The following is a 19,858-nucleotide window of genomic DNA, read 5'->3' as shown; positions in this document are numbered from 1 at the left end:
AGATGTCACTCCAGACCATATCGTAAACTCCTGATAACTCATGTGTTAAACGTTTGCCTTCGCTAACTCCTGGGGCAACACGTTGGTTGCAGGCCTGTCGGGGATGCGACATACAGCGGGAGGAGGGCGTTGCCGGGCGATACGCGGTAAATTAGCGAAGGATTTTGGCTTATCCCGGGGCAAAGTGGAAGAGGGAAAACCGATATCTGTGCAAAACCAGCAGGATTTTTATCGTTAATTGTGGGAAAATCATCCCACTTACGCTTTGTAGGGAAATAAAAGGAGCTTACGATGAGTACCGATCTGAAGTTTTCCGTAGTGACTACGGTTATCGTACTGAGTCTGATTGTTGCCGGGGCGTTAACCGCCGTACTGCACTGATTTAATAAGGGCCGCAAAAAGCGGCCCTTAATACAGGTCAAAACATCACTGAAAATCAGCCTGCCAGGTTTTGCGCAACAAAGTTCCAGTTAACCAGCGCCCAGAAGTGGTCCAGATAAACCGGGCGCGCGTTGCGGTAGTCGATGTAGTAAGCGTGTTCCCAGACGTCCACTGTCAACAGCGGTTTCGCCCCCGTTGTGAGCGGAGTTTCTGCGTTAGAAGTCGAGACGATAGCCAGGCTGCCGTCGCTGTTCTTCACAAGCCAGGTCCAGCCGGAGCCGAAGTTTTTGATGGCCGCTTCGGTGAACTGTTTTTTAAATGCTTCCACGCTGCCAAACGCGTTATTGATGGCGGCCAACACTTCTCCGCCAGGTTCTCCCCCGGCGTTTGGTGCCAGGCAGTGCCAGTAGAACGTATGGTTCCAGACCTGAGCGGCATTATTGAAAATACCGCCGTCAGACTCTTGCACGATCTCTTCCAGCGATTTCCCTTCAAACGGGCTACCTTTGACGAGGTTGTTCAGGTTATTGACGTAGGTCTGATGATGCTTGCCGTAATGGTACTCGAGGGTTTCGGCTGAGATATGCGGGGCCAGCGCATCTTTGGCATAGGGCAGGGCGGGTAGTTCGAACGACATTGCTTCACTCCTTGTTATTTTGCTTCACAATATAACTACATTTTGTGTGGGTATAAGGTTAGCAAATTACGGGAGTGCGAAAAAGCGGAATGAAACAACAAAATAAAACAGCCCGTTGCCGGGCTGTTAACGTTTAAATCAGTTTGATGCGGATAAGATTAACGAATGGTTTTTGGCGTCATGACCCGGCGGGCACCCACATAATGGCGCTGCCAGTAATCTTCGCTCAAAGAAGTAATTTGGATATCGCGGCCGCTGCGAGGAGACTGAATAAATTTACCGTTGCCGACGTAAACGCCAACGTGGTCAGCCGTGCCGCGGCCCTGAGTACGGAAGAAGACCAGGTCGCCGCTTTCCAGTTCGCCGCGGTCAACGGAAGAGGCATCACGCAGGTGATACATTTCGTTGGCGGTGCGTGGAATACGGATGTTCACCAAATCTTTATAAGCGTAATAAATTAGCCCGCTGCAGTCGAAGCCCGTGCGGGGAGAAGTGCCACCCCAGCGGTATGGTTTGCCAATTTGCCCCATCAGCTTGTTCATGGCCGTTTTTTGCGCTTTCTGCACTCTCACCTTATGCGCCTGAGCGATGGTCAGATTCTTTTCAGACTTCACCTTCACGCACTGCTTTTTATGCCCTTTACGATGGGTGCATTTTTCAGTGTAGGCAAGGGTGGCTGCGGCTGGCTGTACGGCTATTTTCTGAGAGGTTTTTTTGCTGCTGGTTTTAGCGAGGGTGGTGCTTTTGCCTGAGGCGCTGCGTTTTGCAACTTTGGCTTTTACCGGTGATGCGTCTTTTTTACCGGACTTCTTTGTGGAGGCTGTGCTGCTTTTTTGTTTGGCCTTTGTTTTCTCTTTGCCCTTGTTGCTTTTACCGGAAGTTGTTTTCGCCGTGTGGCTTTTCTGTGCAACAGGGTGGCGGACGTGCTCGGACGCCTGCGTCAAAGGTGTATAGGGCAAAGCAAATAGCAGAGCACATAGCGTGATAGAGATTTTATTTATCCGCGCCACTCGTCAATCCCCTGATAAATGAAGGCAAGATGCTAACCATCATGCCTGCGTATGATTTTTGCGAAACCCGACGATTCTAATGCATAAAAGCCGATAATGTTAATAGGCAAATACTATTTAACGGTCAAAAGTGGAAGCTATAGCTAGAAAATTAATCATTACCGGGCGTTATCGGCTGTTTTATTGATCGCGGATGAGGCAAATTGCTCATTTTCGAGCACCGTAAAAGTGTTATTCTTAAAGCATGTTTGCATGCCCCGGCAGTTCAGAAAAACCCTGCTAAAAATGGTGTTTTCTGGCCGGGGTGCAACTGGCTACAATGACAGGCTATTGCCGTATCAAGGTTTGAGGAAGCAAGACAATGAGCACTATTGAAAAAATTCAACGCCAGATCGCTGAGAACCCAATTCTTCTGTATATGAAAGGCTCCCCGAAGCTGCCGAGCTGCGGCTTCTCCGCTCAGGCCGTTCAGGCACTGTCTGCCTGCGGCGAGCGCTTCGCCTACGTGGATATTCTGCAGAACCCGGACATCCGCGCCGAGCTGCCTAAATACGCTAACTGGCCAACGTTCCCACAGCTGTGGGTGGACGGTGAGCTGGTCGGCGGCTGCGACATCATCATCGAGATGTACCAGCGCGGCGAATTGCAGGCGCTGATCAAAGAAACCGCAGAAAAACATAAATCTGAAGAGCCAGGCGCAGAGTAATCTCGTCAGGCACTAAAAAGCGGCCCGGAGGCTAAGGCCGATCGTTTAAGGATTGGTTGACCGATCCGGTGGCTGGTGTAAAAAGGGTTCATGTTCATCATGGACCCTTTTTAAATGGAACTTTTACACGCTCTCGGCATTATCAATCTTACTGCACCCGACGAGGTTCAGAGCCTCGCTGACCTGCCTTCCCCCGACCTCATCCAGCAGGCTTTTACCTTCACTGATACCGTCACCCTGCGCAAGCGGAAACTCCCTCTTGAGTCCATGGTCTGGCTGGTTATCGATATGGCCATCTTCAACAATAAACCCATGAGTCATATCATTAATCTGATGGATATTGTTGACCGTACCGGACGTTCCTTCACCGCACCCGCAGAAAAACATTGGGTGAGGATGCCATCCGGGCGCTGTTTGATATCACTCAGTGACACTGGTATGAAGAAGCAATACATCCTCTCTGGCACGGGCTGACACTCAATGCCGTCGACGGCGTGGTCTGGCATACGCAGGACACGCCTGAATATGCAGAGGCTTTCGGCAAGGCTTCCAACCAGCATGGTGATCGCGGATATCCGCAGGTTCGCATGGTCTGTCTGATGGAGCTCAGCAGTCACCTGCTGCGCGCGAGTGTGTCAGGCCGCTATGACATAAACGAAATGCGCCTGGCGGCGCAACTGGCAGAAAGCGCTCCGGATAACAGTATTACGCTGTTCGATAAGGGGTTTTACTCTTTGTGGCTGTTGCAGCCCTGGCATAGTGCGGGCGAAAATCGCCACTGGTTAACGCCGCTGAAAAAACACGCAGTAAGAAGTCGGCCGTAAACTCGGTAAACAGGACGAGCTGATACGACTGAAAACCGCGCCACAGGCCAGAAAACAGTGGGAAGGTCTGCCGGAAGAACTGACCGGGCGGCTAATCCGTCGCAGGGTCAATGGCGTGGAGCGGCAGGTGCTGACGTCAATGACCGATGCGATGCGTTATCCCGGCCGCCAGCGTGGCGGAGCTTTATAAGCATCGCTGGGAAATCGAGTTGGGGTATCGCGAAGTTATTACGTTTATTAATCGGACTGCCGTGGTCATCTCCGGGAGCGATCCCGGGTCATCTGAAACACTTTTACAGCAATGCAGTGATGCTGAAACTGCCCTCGAGACAGGAGCGGGAGTATGTGAGAGAAGTGAGGGAGAAAAGGTCAAAATATCCCTTAAAAAACAATGCCGGTCATATTAAGTGACCGGCATTAACCCTCCACCCTCCCTTTTTTGCCATGCCCGGAATGCCCCCTGGCGACGCATATTTATCCCGGGTAACGCTTTACCCTGCGTGACCGCCCGGGCTCAGGGAGAATAATATTCCCGTAGCTCTTAAAGGAGTTCCCGATGATGTCTGTTTTCAGCCACACCCCTACGGTCACGGTCCTCGACAACCGCGGCCTGAGCGTGCGCGATATCGCGTACCACCGCCATCCGGATACCCCGGAAGTCACCCGGGAGCGCATCGCCTGCCACCGGTACAACGCCCGCGGCTTCCTGGCCCTGAGCGCCGACCCGCGTCTGCACGCCGCCGGCCGGGCGTTTATTGCCGTCAGCAACATCTGTACCGCCGGGGCAAGGGTGCTGCAGGACCTGCGCTACGGGTACGACCCGGTGGGCAACGTGCTCCGCGTGCGCAACGACGCCGAAGAGACCCGCTTCTGGCGCAACCAGAAAGTGGTGCCGGAAAACACTTACGCCAACACAACTGACCAGCTGCAACGCATCGCTGGTCAGTTGTGCCGTCATCCGTAATGTCACCGGACCGCTTCTGATTAGGGCCGCTGGCGTGAAAATCCTGAGTAGTGGAGGGGCCACCATCACCGCTACCGGCATCCCGCTCATAATTAGCAACTAAAACATTGCTCGATTATGTACCCCATGACTTTTTCCAGAGAATTTTAATTTTACTTGTGTTAGCTCATATTTATGTATATCACTCTTTATTTTTTTCACCTGAACCACCTCAAATAATGTGCCTGGCAATGAAATTACCTCTTTGACTGTGGAACCAATGCCTTTAAGTTTTTTAGCATCGACACCTATTTTTAGCAGGCGATTTTTGAGATCATCATAAGCCAACGGTGATAAGAGGCCTTCTTTGAAAACATCGGCCGGGACGTCTTTAACTTTAAAAAGAACTGGATGGAGCCTTCTTTCCTCGGAAGAGTCAATAAATGACCTCGATACCAGATCGCTTTCGCTGAAAAAAGAAAACTGATGGGATTGCAGCATAGCCCCGGCTTTCAGATCCCCGAAATGTTCATCAGGGACCAAAGCACCACGATATATCACCTTACCTCCGGCATAGGATGTTAGTTTATCTACTGCCTGCAGAAAATTACCTGTCATGGTTTCTCTATTCATACCTGCTTTATTAAATTCCTGCGGAATGTTAACTGGCTCGGGTAAATGTTTTTTTCCGTGCAAAAAATTATGCCTGATAATATTTTGTGGATATTGCCCCTCAGAAATCGCTTTTTTATGCTGTCTGATTTCTGACGGACTGAGGGAGACATCATCGGCGTTTACTCTTTCACTTTCAGGCAGAGGATAGTCAGGAAGAGTAGCTAACGACGCGGTAGATCTCTGCGGCCTGATGCTGGTCATTCTTTTGAACATTTTTCCGTTACTATCAATACCTGAACCGGGGTTATTCCGGCACATGCGGAACAGGTTCATCCCGTCCACCGTCCCCGCCGGGTCCGCGCTGAGCCAGCGGCCTGCCCACGGCTGATAGTACCGGTAGCCGTAATAGTACAGCCCCGTCGCGTCACGCTCCTTGCCCGAGTAGCGGATGGTTTTGTAGTCCGCTTCGCGCTGGCTGCGCGCCGTCAGAATGGCCGTGCCCCCGTACGGGTAGTACTCCTCCCGGCTGATGATTTGTGCGTCGCCGTCCAGCTCCAGCCCACCGCTCCCCGTCAGGTTATCGTGGCTGTAACGCAGCTGGTCGTGGTCGATGCCCGCCGGCCGGCCGCTCTCCCAGTGCAGCACCCGCACCTGCGCGCTTCCGGCTGCCCCCACGCTAATCACCTGCAGGCACTCCGTGTCCGTGTCGCCCGCCCTTGTGCGGCGCAGTTCCAGCCCCGGCAGGTACGTCACCCGCTGTGCCTGCCGGCTGCCGCCGGTTTGCTGCACGCTGACCTTCAGCACGCGCTGGCTCTGGCTGTCATAGCGATAGCTCTCCCGGTCATCCGTCCCGCCCTCACGCCCCACCGGCGTCACCTGCCGCAGCTCGTTGCGCGGCGTCCAGGCCAGGCGCTGCCCCGGCTGCAGCCGCGTCTGCTGCCCGCCCGCCGTGAACAGGGCCTCCACCTCTGCCGGGCTGGCCGTCAGGGTGCTCAGCACGCCCCGGTTGCTGCGGTTACTTATGGTGATATTCGTGGTGTAAGTGTTGTTCGTGGCCGGGGCGCGGTGGCGTATCTGCGTCAGGTTACCGGCGCTGTCGTAGGTGTAGGTGCGGGTGTAGTTCGTGTATGCGGCGCCGTCGGTGGGCAGGGGCACAGCGGCCGGAAGATGGCTGCCCTGCTGTCCGGCGTTTGCCATCTCGCGCCCGGTGGCGCTGACCAGCTGGTACAGGCTGTCGTAGACGTAGGTGTTTTCCGGCACCACTTTCTGGTTACGCCAGAAGCGGGTCTCTTCCGCGTCGTTGGTGATTTTCAGCACGTTGCCCACCGGGTCGTACTCATAACGCAGGTCCTGCAGGACCCTTGCCCCGGCGGCATGCCCGGCCGGACGCGCCGTTTTAATCCCGGTCAGGCGCTGCGTTTCCGGCTCGTATTCATACGTGGTCACCACCCCGTTGCCGTGCTCCTCGCGTAGCTTCTGCCCGGCGGCAGAGTACGTCAGGGACTGCACGATGACCTGTTCCCTGCCGCCCAGCAGGGTCAGCCAGCTGCCCGCCGGCAGGCCCGCCACGTCGTACGCCACGCGCTGCACGTGGCCCTTCGCGTCGGTGGTGGTCAGCACGGCCCCGGTGGCGTCGGCGGTGGTCAGGGTCGGGTATGTTTCAGTATCGAGCCGGGCATTCCAGGTGGAGACGTCAGTCCCCTGCCAGTCGGCTGCCACATCGGGGTTATCCGCATCCTTCAGCAGACGGCGGGTGACGGCCAGCGGCACCCCTGTCAGCGCCACGCTGTCGGTCTGCACCTGGCCGGCGGGGTCGTAGTGGCTGACGCACAGTCCGGCGAGGTTGAGGGCTTTGTCCGCCGGCGAGTGGCCGGCATACACGAAGCGCTCCGTGATGCGGGCGGCGTCGCCGGGGACCTGCTCCGTGATGCTGACCGGGCGGCCCGGCAGCGCGGCGGCCTCATACTGCCAGGTGCGGGTGAGGGCCTGGCGGAGGTCCGGGGTCCCGTCTCCGGCGGTACAGATATTGCTGACGGCAATAAACGGCCGGCCGGCGGCATCGCTGAGCGCCACGGTGGTGCCGTTGTCGGCGCCCCGGGTGTGCAGGACGCTGCCGGTCAGGCCGGTGAGATAGCTGAAGTTCGCCCGGCCGGCGGCGTGCAGACGCGGGTCGGCGCTCTGGGTCAGGAAGCCGCGGGCATCGTACCGGTGGCGGGCGATGCGCTCCCGGGTGACGTCCGGGGTATCCGGATGGCGGTGGTACGCGATGTCGCGCACGCTCAGGCCGCGGTTGTCGAGGACCGTGACCGTCGGGGTATTATAAAAATCTTTTAGTGAATTGATTATCATATATTTTACATGCCAGTTGTTAGTTAAGGGATCTGTTCAGATTGCCTTAAAGGCGGCGAGCGCCAGCGTATAGCGACTCTGGCGCCCGGCCAGACCGTGGCTGCCGCCGTTAATAATACGGGTCACCTTAAGTAGGTTGCCCGTATGCTTCAGGCAACCGCGAGAGGCGAAAAACCATGCGGCAGAGCGGGCTGCCCCGGTGTCACTCTCCAGGCGTTCCGGAAAGCGAACCAGGTCCTCACCCAGCGCAAATCCACAGTCCCGGTAGTTGCTGCGTCCGGTTATCTGAATAAGTCCGCGGCCGCGGTAGTTCCAGCCGTCATCGGGGCCTTCATTACCCATCCTGCCACCGTAGACCCGACCGGCAATCGCCCGCTGTCTTACCTCAGGGATAACCTTTTCGTCCGGATGCCGCCCCAGCCGCAGGGCCTCCTCCGCCGTCAGTCGTCCGGCCTGGACAAAAATATCAAGCCCCCGGGCGCTGTAGTTAAAACTTTCCCGCAGAGTCCTGAACCTGCCGCTCTCATGTCCGATCTGAGCGATGAACATCGCCTGGTCCTCTGGCTGCGCGATATGCCATTCCTGCATAGCCTGAAGGACAGGGGCGTGCCACCGTAACGCCGGGGCGTCTGTCAGCCCGGCGGCCGCTTCATAGCCCAGCAGCTGCACCTGACCGTCAGGGGGGGTACACCACCCAGAAGTCGGTCGCGTTAGCCCCTTCAGCCTCCGGGGCAGGCTGCCAGTATTCGCAGCGGCTGAAGTCCTGCTCCACGCGGGGGCGCCAGGTACTGACGTCGTAGGTGGCCGCAAGTGTTGTATCCAGCAAGGTGTTGCGGGAAAGGGTGTACGCCCCGTCAGGACCGGCCGCACCGGCCTGGCCGCTGAGGCCGGTCAGGGCACCGCCGCCTTTGGGCAGGGAGGGGGCATTCAGGGCCAGGGTGTCTGAATGTGGCATAAAGGGTTCCTTAGCGGGCCACCCACTGGTGGCCCGGTCAGTTAGTTATATGGGAAAGGAATCACGCTTTGTGAGCCGCTCCCCGGCGTACCGGAGAGCGGGATGACCTATGCTTTTACAAGCAGAGGCTTTACTTCGCTGGCAAACGAGGTTCCACCGTCGCAGGCGGTGTAGTGTACCCGGACGATAACGTCGTCCAGCGCCGCCAGCAGGGCAGTCTGCCCATCATCAGCTGCAAGCTTTTTGCCTCCGTTCAGCGTTTCCTCTGTCGCCCGTGGGAAACTCAGCGTCCATCGGGATACCGCCCCAGTGCCTTCAAACGGCAGATAGCGCTCGTCGCTGAACTGCAGCTCAAAGACGCCGGCGTCGTTCATCCCGCCCGACAGCGCCACCTGCTGGCTGGCGCGCAGGTTCTGCACCAGCGTGCCGGCAGGCGCGTCGTTGACCTTGCCGTTAATCAGCGCCGCCACGGCACCGGCATTTGCACGAAGCACGGTGGTGCTGCCGGTCTGGGTCAGCGTTGCCTTCACGTCCTGATAAGGCCCCAGCAGGGTCGGCAGGGTGACTGTGACCGTTTTCAGGGTGCGCAGGTAGTGGCCGGCATAGTCGTCGTCAAACAGTTTCTCCGTCAGGCTGAAGTCCAGGGAGCCGGACGCCTTAAACTTATTCCAGTCCTTTTCATCCACCCGGTTTTTCAGCGAGACGGTGCGCACAATATCCAGCCGGCGTTCGTTGCGCGTCAGCCAGGCTGACTCCATCTGCTGCAGGTTGAGCTGCAGCGTTTCCCCGACCAGCAGGCCGCGGTAGTGGTCGTTCCAGGCGCCGGTCTGGATGAAGGTGGTGGTGAAGTCCCCGAGCTCATACTGCCAGCAGGCCTGCGCGGACAGGCACAGGGACACTACGGCGTCGTAGGCCTGATAGTACAGGGCAGACAGCTGACCGCTGAGCCACTGATAGAGAGTGGCCTGGGTGAAGCGGCTTTTGAGCCAGGTCAGCATGGCCTGCGTCTGTGCCTGGCGGGTTTTCTCCTGTTCCAGGGCGGTCTGCGCCGAGCGGAGGCGCACATCAAGTGCCTCCAGTTGCCTGTTCAGCGCCTGAATCTCGCCCCCGGCCTGGTCGCGTATATGGCCCCATTCCTGGCGGCGGCGACGGTAGTTCTCCGTCTGCTCCAGGCGCATGGCGTCGTGACCGGTGGCCGTAGCCTTCAGGGACAGGAGCGTGCCGATGGCGTTGGCCGGGGCGCCCGGGTCGAGGTTCCCGCATGCCATACCAAAGACGGTCGGTGCCAGCTGCAGGGCACCGCCCAGCGTATGGAACGCCTGGGCGGCCAGGCTGGCGTCGCGGGACTCAATGTTCAGGTCCATGGCACGCTGTTCGCCCGCCGAGATATTTTCGTCATAGCGCTCGCCGTAGTAGTCCCGGCGCTGCGTCGCCGTAGCCTGGCTGGCCAGCAGCGCGGTGCGGTCGGCCTTAAGACCGTCAATGGACTGCTGCTGCAGGGTCAGCACGTAGCTGGACATGTCCAGCATCTGCTGTTGCGCCAGCTCTTCCTGACCGGCGCGCTCGCCGCGCTCCAGCAGGCTGAGCAGGGACTCGCCGAAGCGGCTGAGGGTGGACACGGCGTTAAATGCGCGCGGCAGTACGGCGCTGAAGCGATACGGTGGCACCACCAGTTGTGCCCCGTTCCCGCCGCCGCTCAGGGTGCCGCCCGGGGCGCGCTGGGTCAGCAGGGTTGTCGGGTCGGCCGGCGGGGCGTACAGCGGCAGGCTCATCGGCTTGCCGTCCACGGTCAGGTTGTGGCGCAGGTTGTACAGACGGGCGTCCAGCGCGTCCCAGTATCCCAGCAGGACGTCGTTCAGCGGCGCGGTGAAGGCCGCGTTATCCGCATCGCGCAGGGAGCCATGGTTGGCGGCACGCAGCGCCGGTAGCGCGGCGGTGTTGCGCAATGACATCCGGCGCTCAAAGGCACGCAGTGACGATGGGGATGAGACCAGCTCGCTCAGCGTCCGGGGAGTCCAGCTGTGGCTGATGGCGGTGTCCGGACGCGGACCCAGCAGGGTGGCGGCCTGGTTGTACATGATGCGGGCCTGGGCCAGAGCGTCCCGGGTCAGCTGGCGGTACCAGGCATCGCCCTGCGCCACCAGGTTGTTGACGTACGCCGTGAACATGGCTTTCTGGTAGAGCTCAGGGTCCGCATAGGCCTGGGTATCCGGGTTAATCGGGTCCGCGCTCAGACGGGACAGGGCCAGGCCATTGACCGGACGGCGCGTTAGCGGGTAGCAGTTCCAGTAATCCGGCGCGCCATTATCTTTGCCCTTTACCGACGGGTCAAAGATATAGTGCAGCCAGGCCTGGGCCTCGTCCAGCTGCTGTTCGCTGTTGAAGCGCCAGGCCACCATGAACGGCAGGTGGAAGAACAACTCCCAGAAGTAGAGACCGTTGGCACCGTCGAAGTCGATATGAACGCTCTCTCCGTCGTGGTCCAGGTCCGCTTCCAGCTTCTGTGCCTGCAAGGTGTAGTTCAGCAGGCTGCCCAGCCCGTTGTTCGCCTGCGCAATCAGCTCGCGCACGAAGGTGGTGTTCAGGCGGGTGTCCGCCGGAAGCACGCCGGCGTTAAACGCCAGTTTCTGCACCATGCCTTTTTTCGAATCATAGCGTTTGACCAGCGACGGTGGCGTGAAGTCCCCGGCGTGTTCAATGGTTTCCAGAGTGACTAAAGAGTATCTTCCGACCCATCCACTAGGTATGTCACCCTGCTTATTCCAGAGATAGTAATTGACTACCAGGTACTGAAGCTCTTTTGCCCCGACGCTAAAGTCATCGGAAACAATGGCCCGGGAGGCGCTGAAGGTGTGGTTCGCCTCAACGATATTCTGAGGTGAATCCTGCCAGCTCTGTATAGCCGTTTTATCAGGCTTGCAAAGTTCAATCGCCATCTGTCCCCGCCAGTCAGGTTCAGTGCGTTGCGCGTCGGCCGCGGCTTTACCCAGGCCATGTATAGTTAAGATTGGATAGTAAAAATTATTGCTGTACATATAGAGATATACGTCATCAACATTTGGCACTGCTTTTATGATGTCAGGAATGAACTCAATACCGCTCAAATTCAGTTCTGAGTCAAAGGTTTCTCCAGATGGCCATTTCATCCCCTCGGAAAAGTTAACTTCAATTGTACCAGGTGAAGTTAACGGAAACAGATCACCCCCGGGAACAGCAGGCTGTAAAAGAAATTCGTAAACCCCATCAAATAAGGAGGTCTTGGTGACAAGTTTTGTATTATGGAAGTACCACTTATCCGCGTCGGAATCATATCTGAAGGTTAGCTGTGACTTGCCGGTCTCTGTATTTTGAATATCATACTTTTCAGCGGTGATATTGCATGAACCAAGACCAGCAACGCGCGTGATCTTATTCTGAGTGGATGCGCTGATTTTCAGCGTACGCCCGTCACCGGCGACGGTCAGGTTGCGGTCATCCAGCGGTTTCAGCGCGTTCAGCCACAAATCCCCCGCGTCGTTCTTGTCCTTGTGGTCCAGTGTCGATTGATAGCTCACCGACTTAATCCGATAGATGAGTGTGTTCATGGCGTACTGCAACGGATTGTCGTATCTACCGCTTTCCCATGCTTGTGGCTTGAATTTGTTGAACAGCAGGTCGCGGACCAGGGATTTTAGGGGGCGGCGATTGAAGGCCGAATCGCTGTAGCGGTAGGCATAAGTGGCCGGTTTTATTTTACCGTCACTATCTTTGCCGGAATATACCATCAGCGCCATAAACAGGCGGCCGTATTCGCTGTCTTCTCTTACGCCAGCATTGCGCGAGGGGCTATCTATCACGGAGCTGTCCCGTGCAAAAAGTGAGGCCACGCACTCTTGGTTTTTGCCCTCATCTTTCCCCTGAACCAGCAACTGGCCGCTCAGGGCAATATTGTCATTGTCTTCTATCTCAATTTTGTTTTTGTTGTCATCGGTTAGTGCGCCGTTAGTCACCATATCGGCGGTATTCGGAGCCGTCCACTTCCCGTCAAAGCGCAGATAGGCGTAGGACAGGCCGTAGGCATAGTACTCCGAGCCATCCATCTTAAGGTTGCCGTTGCCGCTAGCCAGAAACTCCGTACCATCACCCACGCGCGGGGTGGCATCACGGGTTGCCCAGCAGATATACAGGCGGTTGTTGTAGAAGGCCGGGCGGATGGTGTGCTCCAGGATGCCGTCGCCGGAGAGCGGCAGCTCAATCGCCGCCCAGTCGTTCCAGCAGTTCGGGGTCACCGCTTTTCCGCCGGGATTGCCCTGGTTTTTACTCAGGTCCATCATGCGCCAGTAATACTGGTAAGGCTTGGTGGTGGTGCGGCCAATAAAGTAGAACTGTGCGTCATTGATAAGGTTTTCACCACCCGCCATGCCGGTCTGGGTGATATAGCCGTTAATGACCTCCAGGTTGCTGACACCCTCAAACTCGTTGAGATAGGTGAGGGCGGCGTCCATCACGCGGTCGCTGTCCAGCCGGTTCTGGTTGAGGGTGTTTTTCAGGTTATCAAAATACCGGCTGCTGTCCTGACGGGTCACCGGCAGGAGATAGTTGTTCGGGTAGTTCACCACGGCGGTGCCGGCCGACCAGACGTCGTAACGGCAGTAAAAGTCGCGCCAGTCGTCCACCACGGACGGCACCGGCGGCGTGTGCCCCGGCTCCGTGTTGTTAATGATGCGCGAATTATAGGTCTGCAGGCTGTCAATGGCCGAGGCCAGGCGGCTGGTCATGCTGTCCGCCGACATGTTCACATCCAGCAGCAGGTATTCATACATGTCCTCGTCGCTGAGCGCGGTGGTCCCGCCCTTCAGCGTCGGGGCCACGAAGGTTTTATATCCCGTGACGAGCGCATCGCGCTGCGCCTGTGCCAGAAAATTATCAAGAGTGGTCGTCATATCTGTTCACCTTAATGAGAGTATGAGTGGCAGGCGCACCTGCCACAAAACGTCAACGCCGTGGCGGGAGCACGCCGTTACCGGTTGGCGAGATGCCCGACCCCGGCTACCATGGCCTGCCCCGTGCGGGACCAGGCTGCATAGCTATCGTCGCGGCTCAGGGCAAAGCCCTGGGCCAGGGCCTCAACCGTCATCCCTGATGCCTGTGTGCTCTGCCGCAGGTTCATCACCACGTCAAGGTCGTCCAGCGTAGCCGCCGCATGACCCAGCGCGCCGTCCGCAAAGGCTGCGGACGTTTCACTGGCTTCCCAGCCCAGCAGCGTGGCCAGCGTGGCAGCGGCGACGTCGTCGGCCAGCGGCGGGGTGGCGTGCATGTCGCGCAGATAGGCCAGCAGGTCATCCTCGGCGTAGCCTGCATCACCGGGCTGGGTCAGCAGGGCAACGTAGCGACTCAGGCGGTACAGGGTCTGCAGGGTGATATTCTTCGCGGTTTCTGGCAGGTTCATGCTGAACCACTGAGGGTTATCCAGCATGGCCTGCAGGCCGGCCGGGCTGAGCTGCAGCTGGCTGCACGCCATACCGCGGCGGGCAATGTCGCGCAGCGTGGCCAGCCAGACGAGCGGGAGGGTGCCGGCAGTGGTGACGGTGGTTTTAAGCGTCAGGGGAGTGCTAAGGCTATCGAAAGAACCCTCAAAACGGTGCATGCCGAATTTCAGGTCCATCGATGTTAACTCCGCCAGCGCGCTGGCATCGCTGAAGGTGCCCTTCAGGGGGACTTCCAGCACGTAGGTGGTGTTGACTTCGAAGTTTTTATACGCAGCGTCATTCCCGGTGGGCTGCCACACCACGCCCGTACCTTTATAATCCGCATTACCCTTTGAGCCATCAGGCCAGTTACCGGAGGTCAGGGTCGGGGCCCCGTCGACAGACAGACCCGCCGGCAGTTTAAGCCAGTTATCGGAAATCGATTTCCACCCTCTTTTATCCCTCAAACTGAACGACAACCGCAGGGTGAGGGTCAGGTTTCCGGTGACAGGGTTCCACGCCGCGTCACGCCAGTCGGCGGCCAGCAGGTTATAGTCTTTCTCGGTCGTGGTGGCGCCGATGTGCCCTTCAGGGGGCAGGTATTCGCCCACGGGGGCGTCGGGCGACATTCCCCAGGTTTCCTGAAGCCACTGATAAGGCGTGACGCCTGCCCAGCGCAGCAGCAGCGCCGGCAGGGACTGCGACACGTTCAGGGCCTGTGCCAGCCCGGTCATCGCAATACCGTGCTGGGTGCCCTGCGCCTGCTTCAGGGCCGCCGACAGGGCGGTGATGGCGGCCGCTTTGCCGTCCCCGGCCAGGTGTTGCTGATTCACAACGTCAGTGACGGCGTCCGGCGTAAAGGCATCGGTCACCAGCCCGGCGATATCAATCAGCCCGGCTGCGCCGAGCAGCGCAAACCAGTCAATACCGGCGTGATGTTCATCATCAATATCTTCCTTCAGCGGGGCCCCGCTGCGGGCCAGCATCCCCGCGTTCACGAAGGTGGCCGGCAGTCGCTGCCAGATTTGCTGAATGAAGCTCAGCTGGGCTTCGGTACCGGGGGTCGGAGGCAGCGGCGCGCACAGCAGCGCCGTCGTGGCCACCGGCAGTTTCGCCTGCTTCTGCCAGCCCGTCAGCCAGGACAGCGCCTGCAGCAGGCAGAGGATATCGTCCGCCGGGGCGTCCCCGTCGGCCAGTTGAGAGATTTTCGGGCTGCCGGCCAGCTGTTTCCAGACGGCGCCGCTTTCCGCATCCAGCATATCGGCCAGCGCGCAGAACTCATCGACGCCGAGATCCAGCGTTTTCGCCAGTGAGGTGATGCGGTAGAAGGCGGTGACGGTGCCCAGATGACACGTCAGGGTGCCCTTCGCCGCATCGCCGTCGCTCTGATGTGCAGCAACCTTACCGGCCATCAGCAGGAACTGACGCTGGTTAAGCCCCAGCGCCGCCATGATTTGTTTCCCGCGCAGGCCATCCGCGCCGTCGGTGGCACGGTAGCTGAACACGGTATTGTCCGCCTGGAAGGGGGCATCAAACGTGCTGTCGGCGTTAAATATCTGGTCAAAGAACGGGGTGGCCGGCGTAATGGCGTACGGGGTGACCAGATGCAGCCAGGCGGCAAACTGCTTAACCGTGGTGCCGTAGCGGCGCTGGTAGTGCCTGAACAGGCCTAGCGTGCGCAGGGTGTCGTCAGATAGCGGTTTGTCAGAGCTGTTGCTACGGGTCAGCATCAGTAGCGCATCGACATCCTCATAGGGTAAATTCAGCCACTTTTGCAGACGAACCATGGTGTTAATGGACGTGAGCCGCCACCCGGTTGGCAGGTTGCTGACAGTGAGTGCACCGTCTGCATTCCGTCTGATGCTGAGTGGGGGCGTATTATCATCAGTTTTATTGATAAAGCGGGCACCGTAGAGAAAAGGCAGCGCTTTTGCGGAGGCGTCCGGGTTGATCCAGTTGGCGGACTGAATGACGGTATGCTGCTCCGGAGCTCCGGCGCTGCTGGCGGTGGTGCACAGCAGGGCCTCAACACGAGGGACGGTCACATTATGCATGGCGGTAAAGTACGACATATCCAGGAAGCGTTGATAAGTCGAAGCGTCACCGTCGGTGATGTCATAATTTTTTCGATAAAAATCGGCCCAGGATTCTGAAAAATCCTCCAGAAGAATATGCTGCTGTTCCGGCCCCAGACCCGAGGCCATCACCTGCAGGCGCTTCAGGTCGGTAAAGATACCGTTTGCCGGCGACGCGGGTGACAGCCATGCGGCGGGCATATCTGGCGTCAGCGTCTCCACGAGCGCCTGCAGGGAGGTATTGATTTCATCCTGAGAGGCCTGAATCTGCACATGACCGAAATCAAAAGGGAAAGCATTGGGGAAGCGGGAGGTTGAGAGTTTTTTGTTCACTTCGGACAGGCTGCCCGCAAACTTCAGCATGGCCTTTAGCCCGGTACCTGCCGTTTTTGCGGCGAATATACCGGTATAAGTGCCGTCTTTATTATCGGTCCAGCTACCTTTTAGCTCCGCGTTTTCCACCACGACTTTTTTTGTCACTTCGCTAAGCTGGCCGGCTAGCGCATCTCCCTGTGCATCTTTCAGCCTCACCGTCACCCGCATGTCCGTCCCGGCCTCGTAGCTTGCTTCGTCTGTCGCAATGGACGAAGTTGTGATATCCACCAGGGGTGTCACTCTGCTGGCCGGCCTGTCGTCTCCGTTATGGTCCGGGCTGAAGGCTTCTTTCTCTGTAATATTCTGACTCATAGACAGTCCTTTCGGTTATATATGGCACTGGTATTCCCCGCGGCGCCGGGGGACATAATCGGCAGAAATGAAAATATCGGTAACAGCATTCAGGGTGATAACCATACGATTGTCGGGAAAGGTGGAGGCTGATAAATATTCATGGGTGGATGAGTTTTATTCTTTTTTGTCGTGACAAAATAATGTTTACAGACGGGGATAATATTTTTTCTGGAAATTTATGTCTCCTGGCACTGAGGGTATGTGGTTATCTTGCTGTGAATGTTTAATTATTGCCTTTGCTTTCCCGCTTAATGAATTCAGCCTGATGATGGCGCCATAAAATACAACTGTCTTATGTATCAATTGGTTATCTGTTTTTCGATCGTTCTTAACGATGGGTTTTTTGTTGACGATAGCTTCTGACGATCAATTGGCCGTTTACAGGCGCATGCAGGCGAATTAATGCCGTGGTCAAATCTTGTATGATGTGAAATATATATTAAGCCTCAATAAATGCGTGCCCGGATGTTCCGGGCCCGATGGGGGTGTCAGCGCACTTTTCATTATGATGGTTCGGATATTACGAAATATCGAGTTCGCTTTAGTATGCCTGCTTATCATTCAGTCAGGGACGGTTTATCGGATGAAATTTGGAATTGAACGTAACGTGATGTGTAAAAAAAAGATTATGGTGGTAATCACCTGGGTGAATATATTTATCCAGAGTATGTTGCCTTTGTTAATTACGTTCACACCCTCGATAGCTGCCGCTAATAATTCCCGCCTTCTGACTGAACCTGCCGCGCTAAGCTCCCTGCAAACACAGGTGTACACCCTCCGGGAAGGGGAGTCCGTCGCCATGCTGGCAAAAAAATACAACATGAGCCCGAACGACCTCCGCAGGCTTAACCAGTTCCGGACCTTTGCCCGGGGGTTTGACCACCTGCAGCCGGGGGATGAGCTGGATGTACCCGTTTCCCCTTTACCCCCGGTGCTGTGGGATGAGGGCCGGAGCACGCCGGTCCCGCAACAGGATGACAGCGCAGGGAGGGAGAACAAGGTGGCCGGCTTCTCTTCTCAGATGGGCAGCTTTCTGGCGGGAAGGCCAGACGGTAACGCCGCTGCATCGATGGCCAGAGGGGTGGCTACAGGGGAGGTCAACAGCCAGATCCAGCGATGGATGAGTCAGTTCGGTACGGCCCGGATCCAGCTGGATATGGATAATAAATTCTCCCTGAAAAATTCTCAGTTTGATTTACTTGTGCCCTTATCTGAGCAGGGGAATCGACTGGTATTCACCCAGGGCAGCGTGCACCGGACGGACGGTCGTACTCAGTCTAACCTGGGGCTGGGGGCGCGGTGGTTTAATGCCGGATGGATGCTCGGCGGAAACACGTTTCTGGACTACGACCTGTCGCGCGATCATGCCCGTCTGGGGGGCGGCGCAGAGTACTGGCGTGATTTTCTGAAGCTGGGGGTCAACGGCTATTTGCGCCTGACAAACTGGAAGGATTCCCCGGATCTGACCGATTACGAAGAGCGGCCCGCCAGTGGCTGGGACGTCCGCGCGCAGGCCTGGCTACCGTCGCTGCCGCAGCTGGGCGGTAAGCTGGCGTATGAGCAGTACTACGGCAGGGAAGTGGCGCTGTTCGGGAAGGATACACGGCAGCGCAATCCTCATGCGATCACCGCGGGGCTGAGCTATACCCCCATTCCGTTGCTGACATTCAGTGCCGAACAGCGGAACGGGGGATCGGGGAAAAATGACACCCGGTTTGGTATTGAATTCAACTACCAGCTGGGGGTGCCATGGCGGCAGCAGATCGACCCGTCGACGGTAAAATCCCTGCGGAGCCTGGCGGGCAGCCGCTACGATCTCGTGGAGCGTAATAACAATATCATTCTGGAATACCGTAAGAAGCAGGTGATTAGCCTGCACACCGCGGCGCGGGTTGACGGCTATCCGGGGGAACGAAAGTCACTGGCGGTGTCAGTGACGGGGAAATACGGGCTGGCACAGGTTAACTGGTCGGCTTCATCCCTTCTGGCCGCCGGGGGACGGGTCGAACAGGACGGCGTCGGGGCATACAGCGTGGTCCTGCCGGCATGGCAGGCACAGGGCACGAATACCTACGTTATCAGCGGCGTGGCGGTAGACACGAAGGGTAACCGCTCGAACAGGAGTGAGACGACGATAACGGTTCAGCCTCCGGGTATCGATGCCAACAGCCCCTTTGAGCCCGCTTTCAGCACGTTATCGGCCAACGGAAAAGACCGGCAGGCGCTGACGTTGCAGATAAATGACGTGCAGCAGGGGATCGTGGATGTGGACGCCAGGGACATCACCATCGGGGTCACGCGCGATGTCGTCCCGGACAAAGGCAGGACGGGTAAGGCAGGAAAGATTAGCGTGGTATCGGAGGTCGTCAGAAAAGAGGCCGGCGTGTATGAAGTGATTGTCACCTCCGGCACGAGGGAAGCCGTTGTGACACTGACTCCCGAGGTAAGGGGGGTGGGACTGACACCGGCGGTGGTGAAAATCAGTTCCGCCGCGCCGGTGAAGGCGAACTCGACCCTCGTGCTGGACAAGACCAGCTACGTGGCCGGCGACGACATGCAGGTGAAGGTCCAGTTGAAGGACGCGCAGCATAATCCGGTGGCCGGGCAGGCCGCCGTGGTGCAGACCACCGCGGTCGCCGGGGCAGTCATCAAGGGTAGCTGGACTGACAATCAGGACGGCAACTACAGCGCCGTGTTCACCGCCACCACCGCCGGCACAGGCCTGAAGGCCACGCTGACGCTGGCAGATGGAGAGGTGACCTCCACCGCCTACGCCATCACGGCCGCCGCGCCGGTGGTGGCGAATTCGATCCTCGCGCTGGACAAGGCCGGCTACGTGGCCGGCGACGACATGCAGGTGACGGCGACGCTGCAGGACGCGCAGCATAACCCGGTGGCCGGGCAGGATGCCGTGGTGCAGACCACCACGGTAGCCGGGGCAGTCATCAAAGGTAACTGGACCGACAATCAGGACGGCACTTACACATCGACCTGGACGGCGCAGATCGCCGGCCCGGGCCTGAAGGCCACGCTGACGGTGTCTGACGGGGATGTGACCTCTGCCGCCTACGACATCACGGCCTCGGCGCCGGTGAAGGCGAACTCCACCCTCGGGCTGGACAAGACCAGCTACGTGGCCGGGTCGGACATGCAGGTGGTAGCGACGTTGCAGGACGCGCAGCATAAC

10 protein-coding genes and 2 pseudogenes are annotated in these 19,858 nt (G+C 57.9%); 5 read left to right on the top strand and 7 right to left on the bottom strand.

Features of this window, described 5'->3' with window-relative positions; all coding sequences use genetic code 11:
• Positions 1–291: 291 nt before the first annotated feature.
• Complete coding sequence (locus tag HX778_RS01480; RefSeq protein WP_008456477.1) at positions 292–381, top strand: YnhF family membrane protein; 90 nt, start codon at positions 292–294, stop codon at positions 379–381.
• A gap of 55 nt (positions 382–436) precedes the next feature.
• Here the strand turns inward: HX778_RS01480 and sodB are convergent, their stop codons facing one another.
• Both sodB and HX778_RS01470 read right to left on the bottom strand, forming a co-directional pair.
• Positions 437–1,018: a superoxide dismutase [Fe] gene (gene sodB / locus HX778_RS01475; protein WP_176981130.1), complete on the bottom strand. Its 582-nt coding sequence runs from the start codon at positions 1,016–1,018 to the stop codon at positions 437–439.
• Positions 1,019–1,176: 158 nt separating this feature from the next.
• Positions 1,177–2,028 (bottom strand): C40 family peptidase, encoded by an 852-nt coding sequence (locus HX778_RS01470; RefSeq protein WP_038473219.1) that lies wholly within the window; start codon positions 2,026–2,028, stop codon positions 1,177–1,179.
• A gap of 361 nt (positions 2,029–2,389) precedes the next feature.
• Between HX778_RS01470 and HX778_RS01465 the strand changes: the two genes are divergently transcribed.
• The 3 genes and pseudogenes from HX778_RS01465 to HX778_RS01455 form a co-directional block, all read left to right on the top strand.
• The gene (locus HX778_RS01465; RefSeq protein ID WP_008456474.1) at positions 2,390–2,734 is read left to right on the top strand and encodes a Grx4 family monothiol glutaredoxin; all 345 of its coding nucleotides are present in this window, start codon (positions 2,390–2,392) and stop codon (positions 2,732–2,734) included.
• A gap of 114 nt (positions 2,735–2,848) precedes the next feature.
• A pseudogene (locus tag HX778_RS01460) lies at positions 2,849–3,969 on the top strand (IS4 family transposase).
• Positions 3,970–4,114: 145 nt separating this feature from the next.
• Positions 4,115–4,303: pseudogene (locus HX778_RS01455) on the top strand (hypothetical protein); the annotation flags it as partial.
• Between the two features lie 318 nt (positions 4,304–4,621).
• On the opposite strand, the gene HX778_RS01450 reads toward HX778_RS01455, so the two are convergent.
• From HX778_RS01450 to HX778_RS01430, 5 genes are all read right to left on the bottom strand, one after another.
• Positions 4,622–7,465: an RHS repeat-associated core domain-containing protein gene (locus tag HX778_RS01450; RefSeq protein ID WP_370527326.1), complete on the bottom strand. Its 2,844-nt coding sequence runs from the start codon at positions 7,463–7,465 to the stop codon at positions 4,622–4,624.
• 36 nt (positions 7,466–7,501) lie between these two features.
• Positions 7,502–8,134 (bottom strand): glycoside hydrolase family 19 protein, encoded by a 633-nt coding sequence (locus tag HX778_RS01445; protein ID WP_176981129.1) that lies wholly within the window; start codon positions 8,132–8,134, stop codon positions 7,502–7,504.
• A 7-nt stretch (positions 8,135–8,141) separates the two neighbouring features.
• A complete protein-coding gene (locus tag HX778_RS01440; RefSeq protein WP_176981128.1) occupies positions 8,142–8,420 on the bottom strand; it encodes a SpvB/TcaC N-terminal domain-containing protein in 279 nt (92 codons plus the stop codon).
• Between the two features lie 107 nt (positions 8,421–8,527).
• Positions 8,528–13,342, bottom strand: coding sequence for a neuraminidase-like domain-containing protein (locus HX778_RS01435; protein WP_176981127.1), 4,815 nt, complete (start codon positions 13,340–13,342; stop codon positions 8,528–8,530).
• A gap of 77 nt (positions 13,343–13,419) precedes the next feature.
• A complete protein-coding gene (locus tag HX778_RS01430; protein WP_176981126.1) occupies positions 13,420–16,629 on the bottom strand; it encodes a Tc toxin subunit A in 3,210 nt (1,069 codons plus the stop codon).
• A gap of 625 nt (positions 16,630–17,254) precedes the next feature.
• Between HX778_RS01430 and HX778_RS01425 the strand changes: the two genes are divergently transcribed.
• The coding region (locus HX778_RS01425; protein ID WP_176981125.1) for an inverse autotransporter beta domain-containing protein at positions 17,255–19,858 on the top strand (2,604 nt) is incomplete at its 3' end.

The sequence above is a fragment of the Cedecea sp. P7760 genome (assembly GCF_013386425.1).
Lineage (GTDB): Bacteria > Pseudomonadota > Gammaproteobacteria > Enterobacterales > Enterobacteriaceae > Cedecea > Cedecea selenatireducens.
Note: the sequence above shows the minus strand (reverse complement) of the source record. Positions and strands in the feature narration are given on the sequence as shown.

What these genes read in the sequence shown, in the direction of transcription:
- HX778_RS01480 (WP_008456477.1), top strand. Translation starts at nt 292, where the DNA reads ATGAGTACCGATCTGAAGTTTTCCGTAGTGACTACGGTTATCGTACTG.
- sodB (WP_176981130.1), bottom strand. Translation starts at nt 1,018, where the DNA reads ATGTCGTTCGAACTACCCGCCCTGCCCTATGCCAAAGATGCGCTGGCC.
- HX778_RS01465 (WP_008456474.1), top strand. Translation starts at nt 2,390, where the DNA reads ATGAGCACTATTGAAAAAATTCAACGCCAGATCGCTGAGAACCCAATT.
- HX778_RS01450 (WP_370527326.1), bottom strand. Translation starts at nt 7,465, where the DNA reads ATGATAATCAATTCACTAAAAGATTTTTATAATACCCCGACGGTCACG.
- HX778_RS01440 (WP_176981128.1), bottom strand. Translation starts at nt 8,420, where the DNA reads ATGCCACATTCAGACACCCTGGCCCTGAATGCCCCCTCCCTGCCCAAA.
- HX778_RS01435 (WP_176981127.1), bottom strand. Translation starts at nt 13,342, where the DNA reads ATGACGACCACTCTTGATAATTTTCTGGCACAGGCGCAGCGCGATGCG.
- HX778_RS01430 (WP_176981126.1), bottom strand. Translation starts at nt 16,629, where the DNA reads ATGAGTCAGAATATTACAGAGAAAGAAGCCTTCAGCCCGGACCATAAC.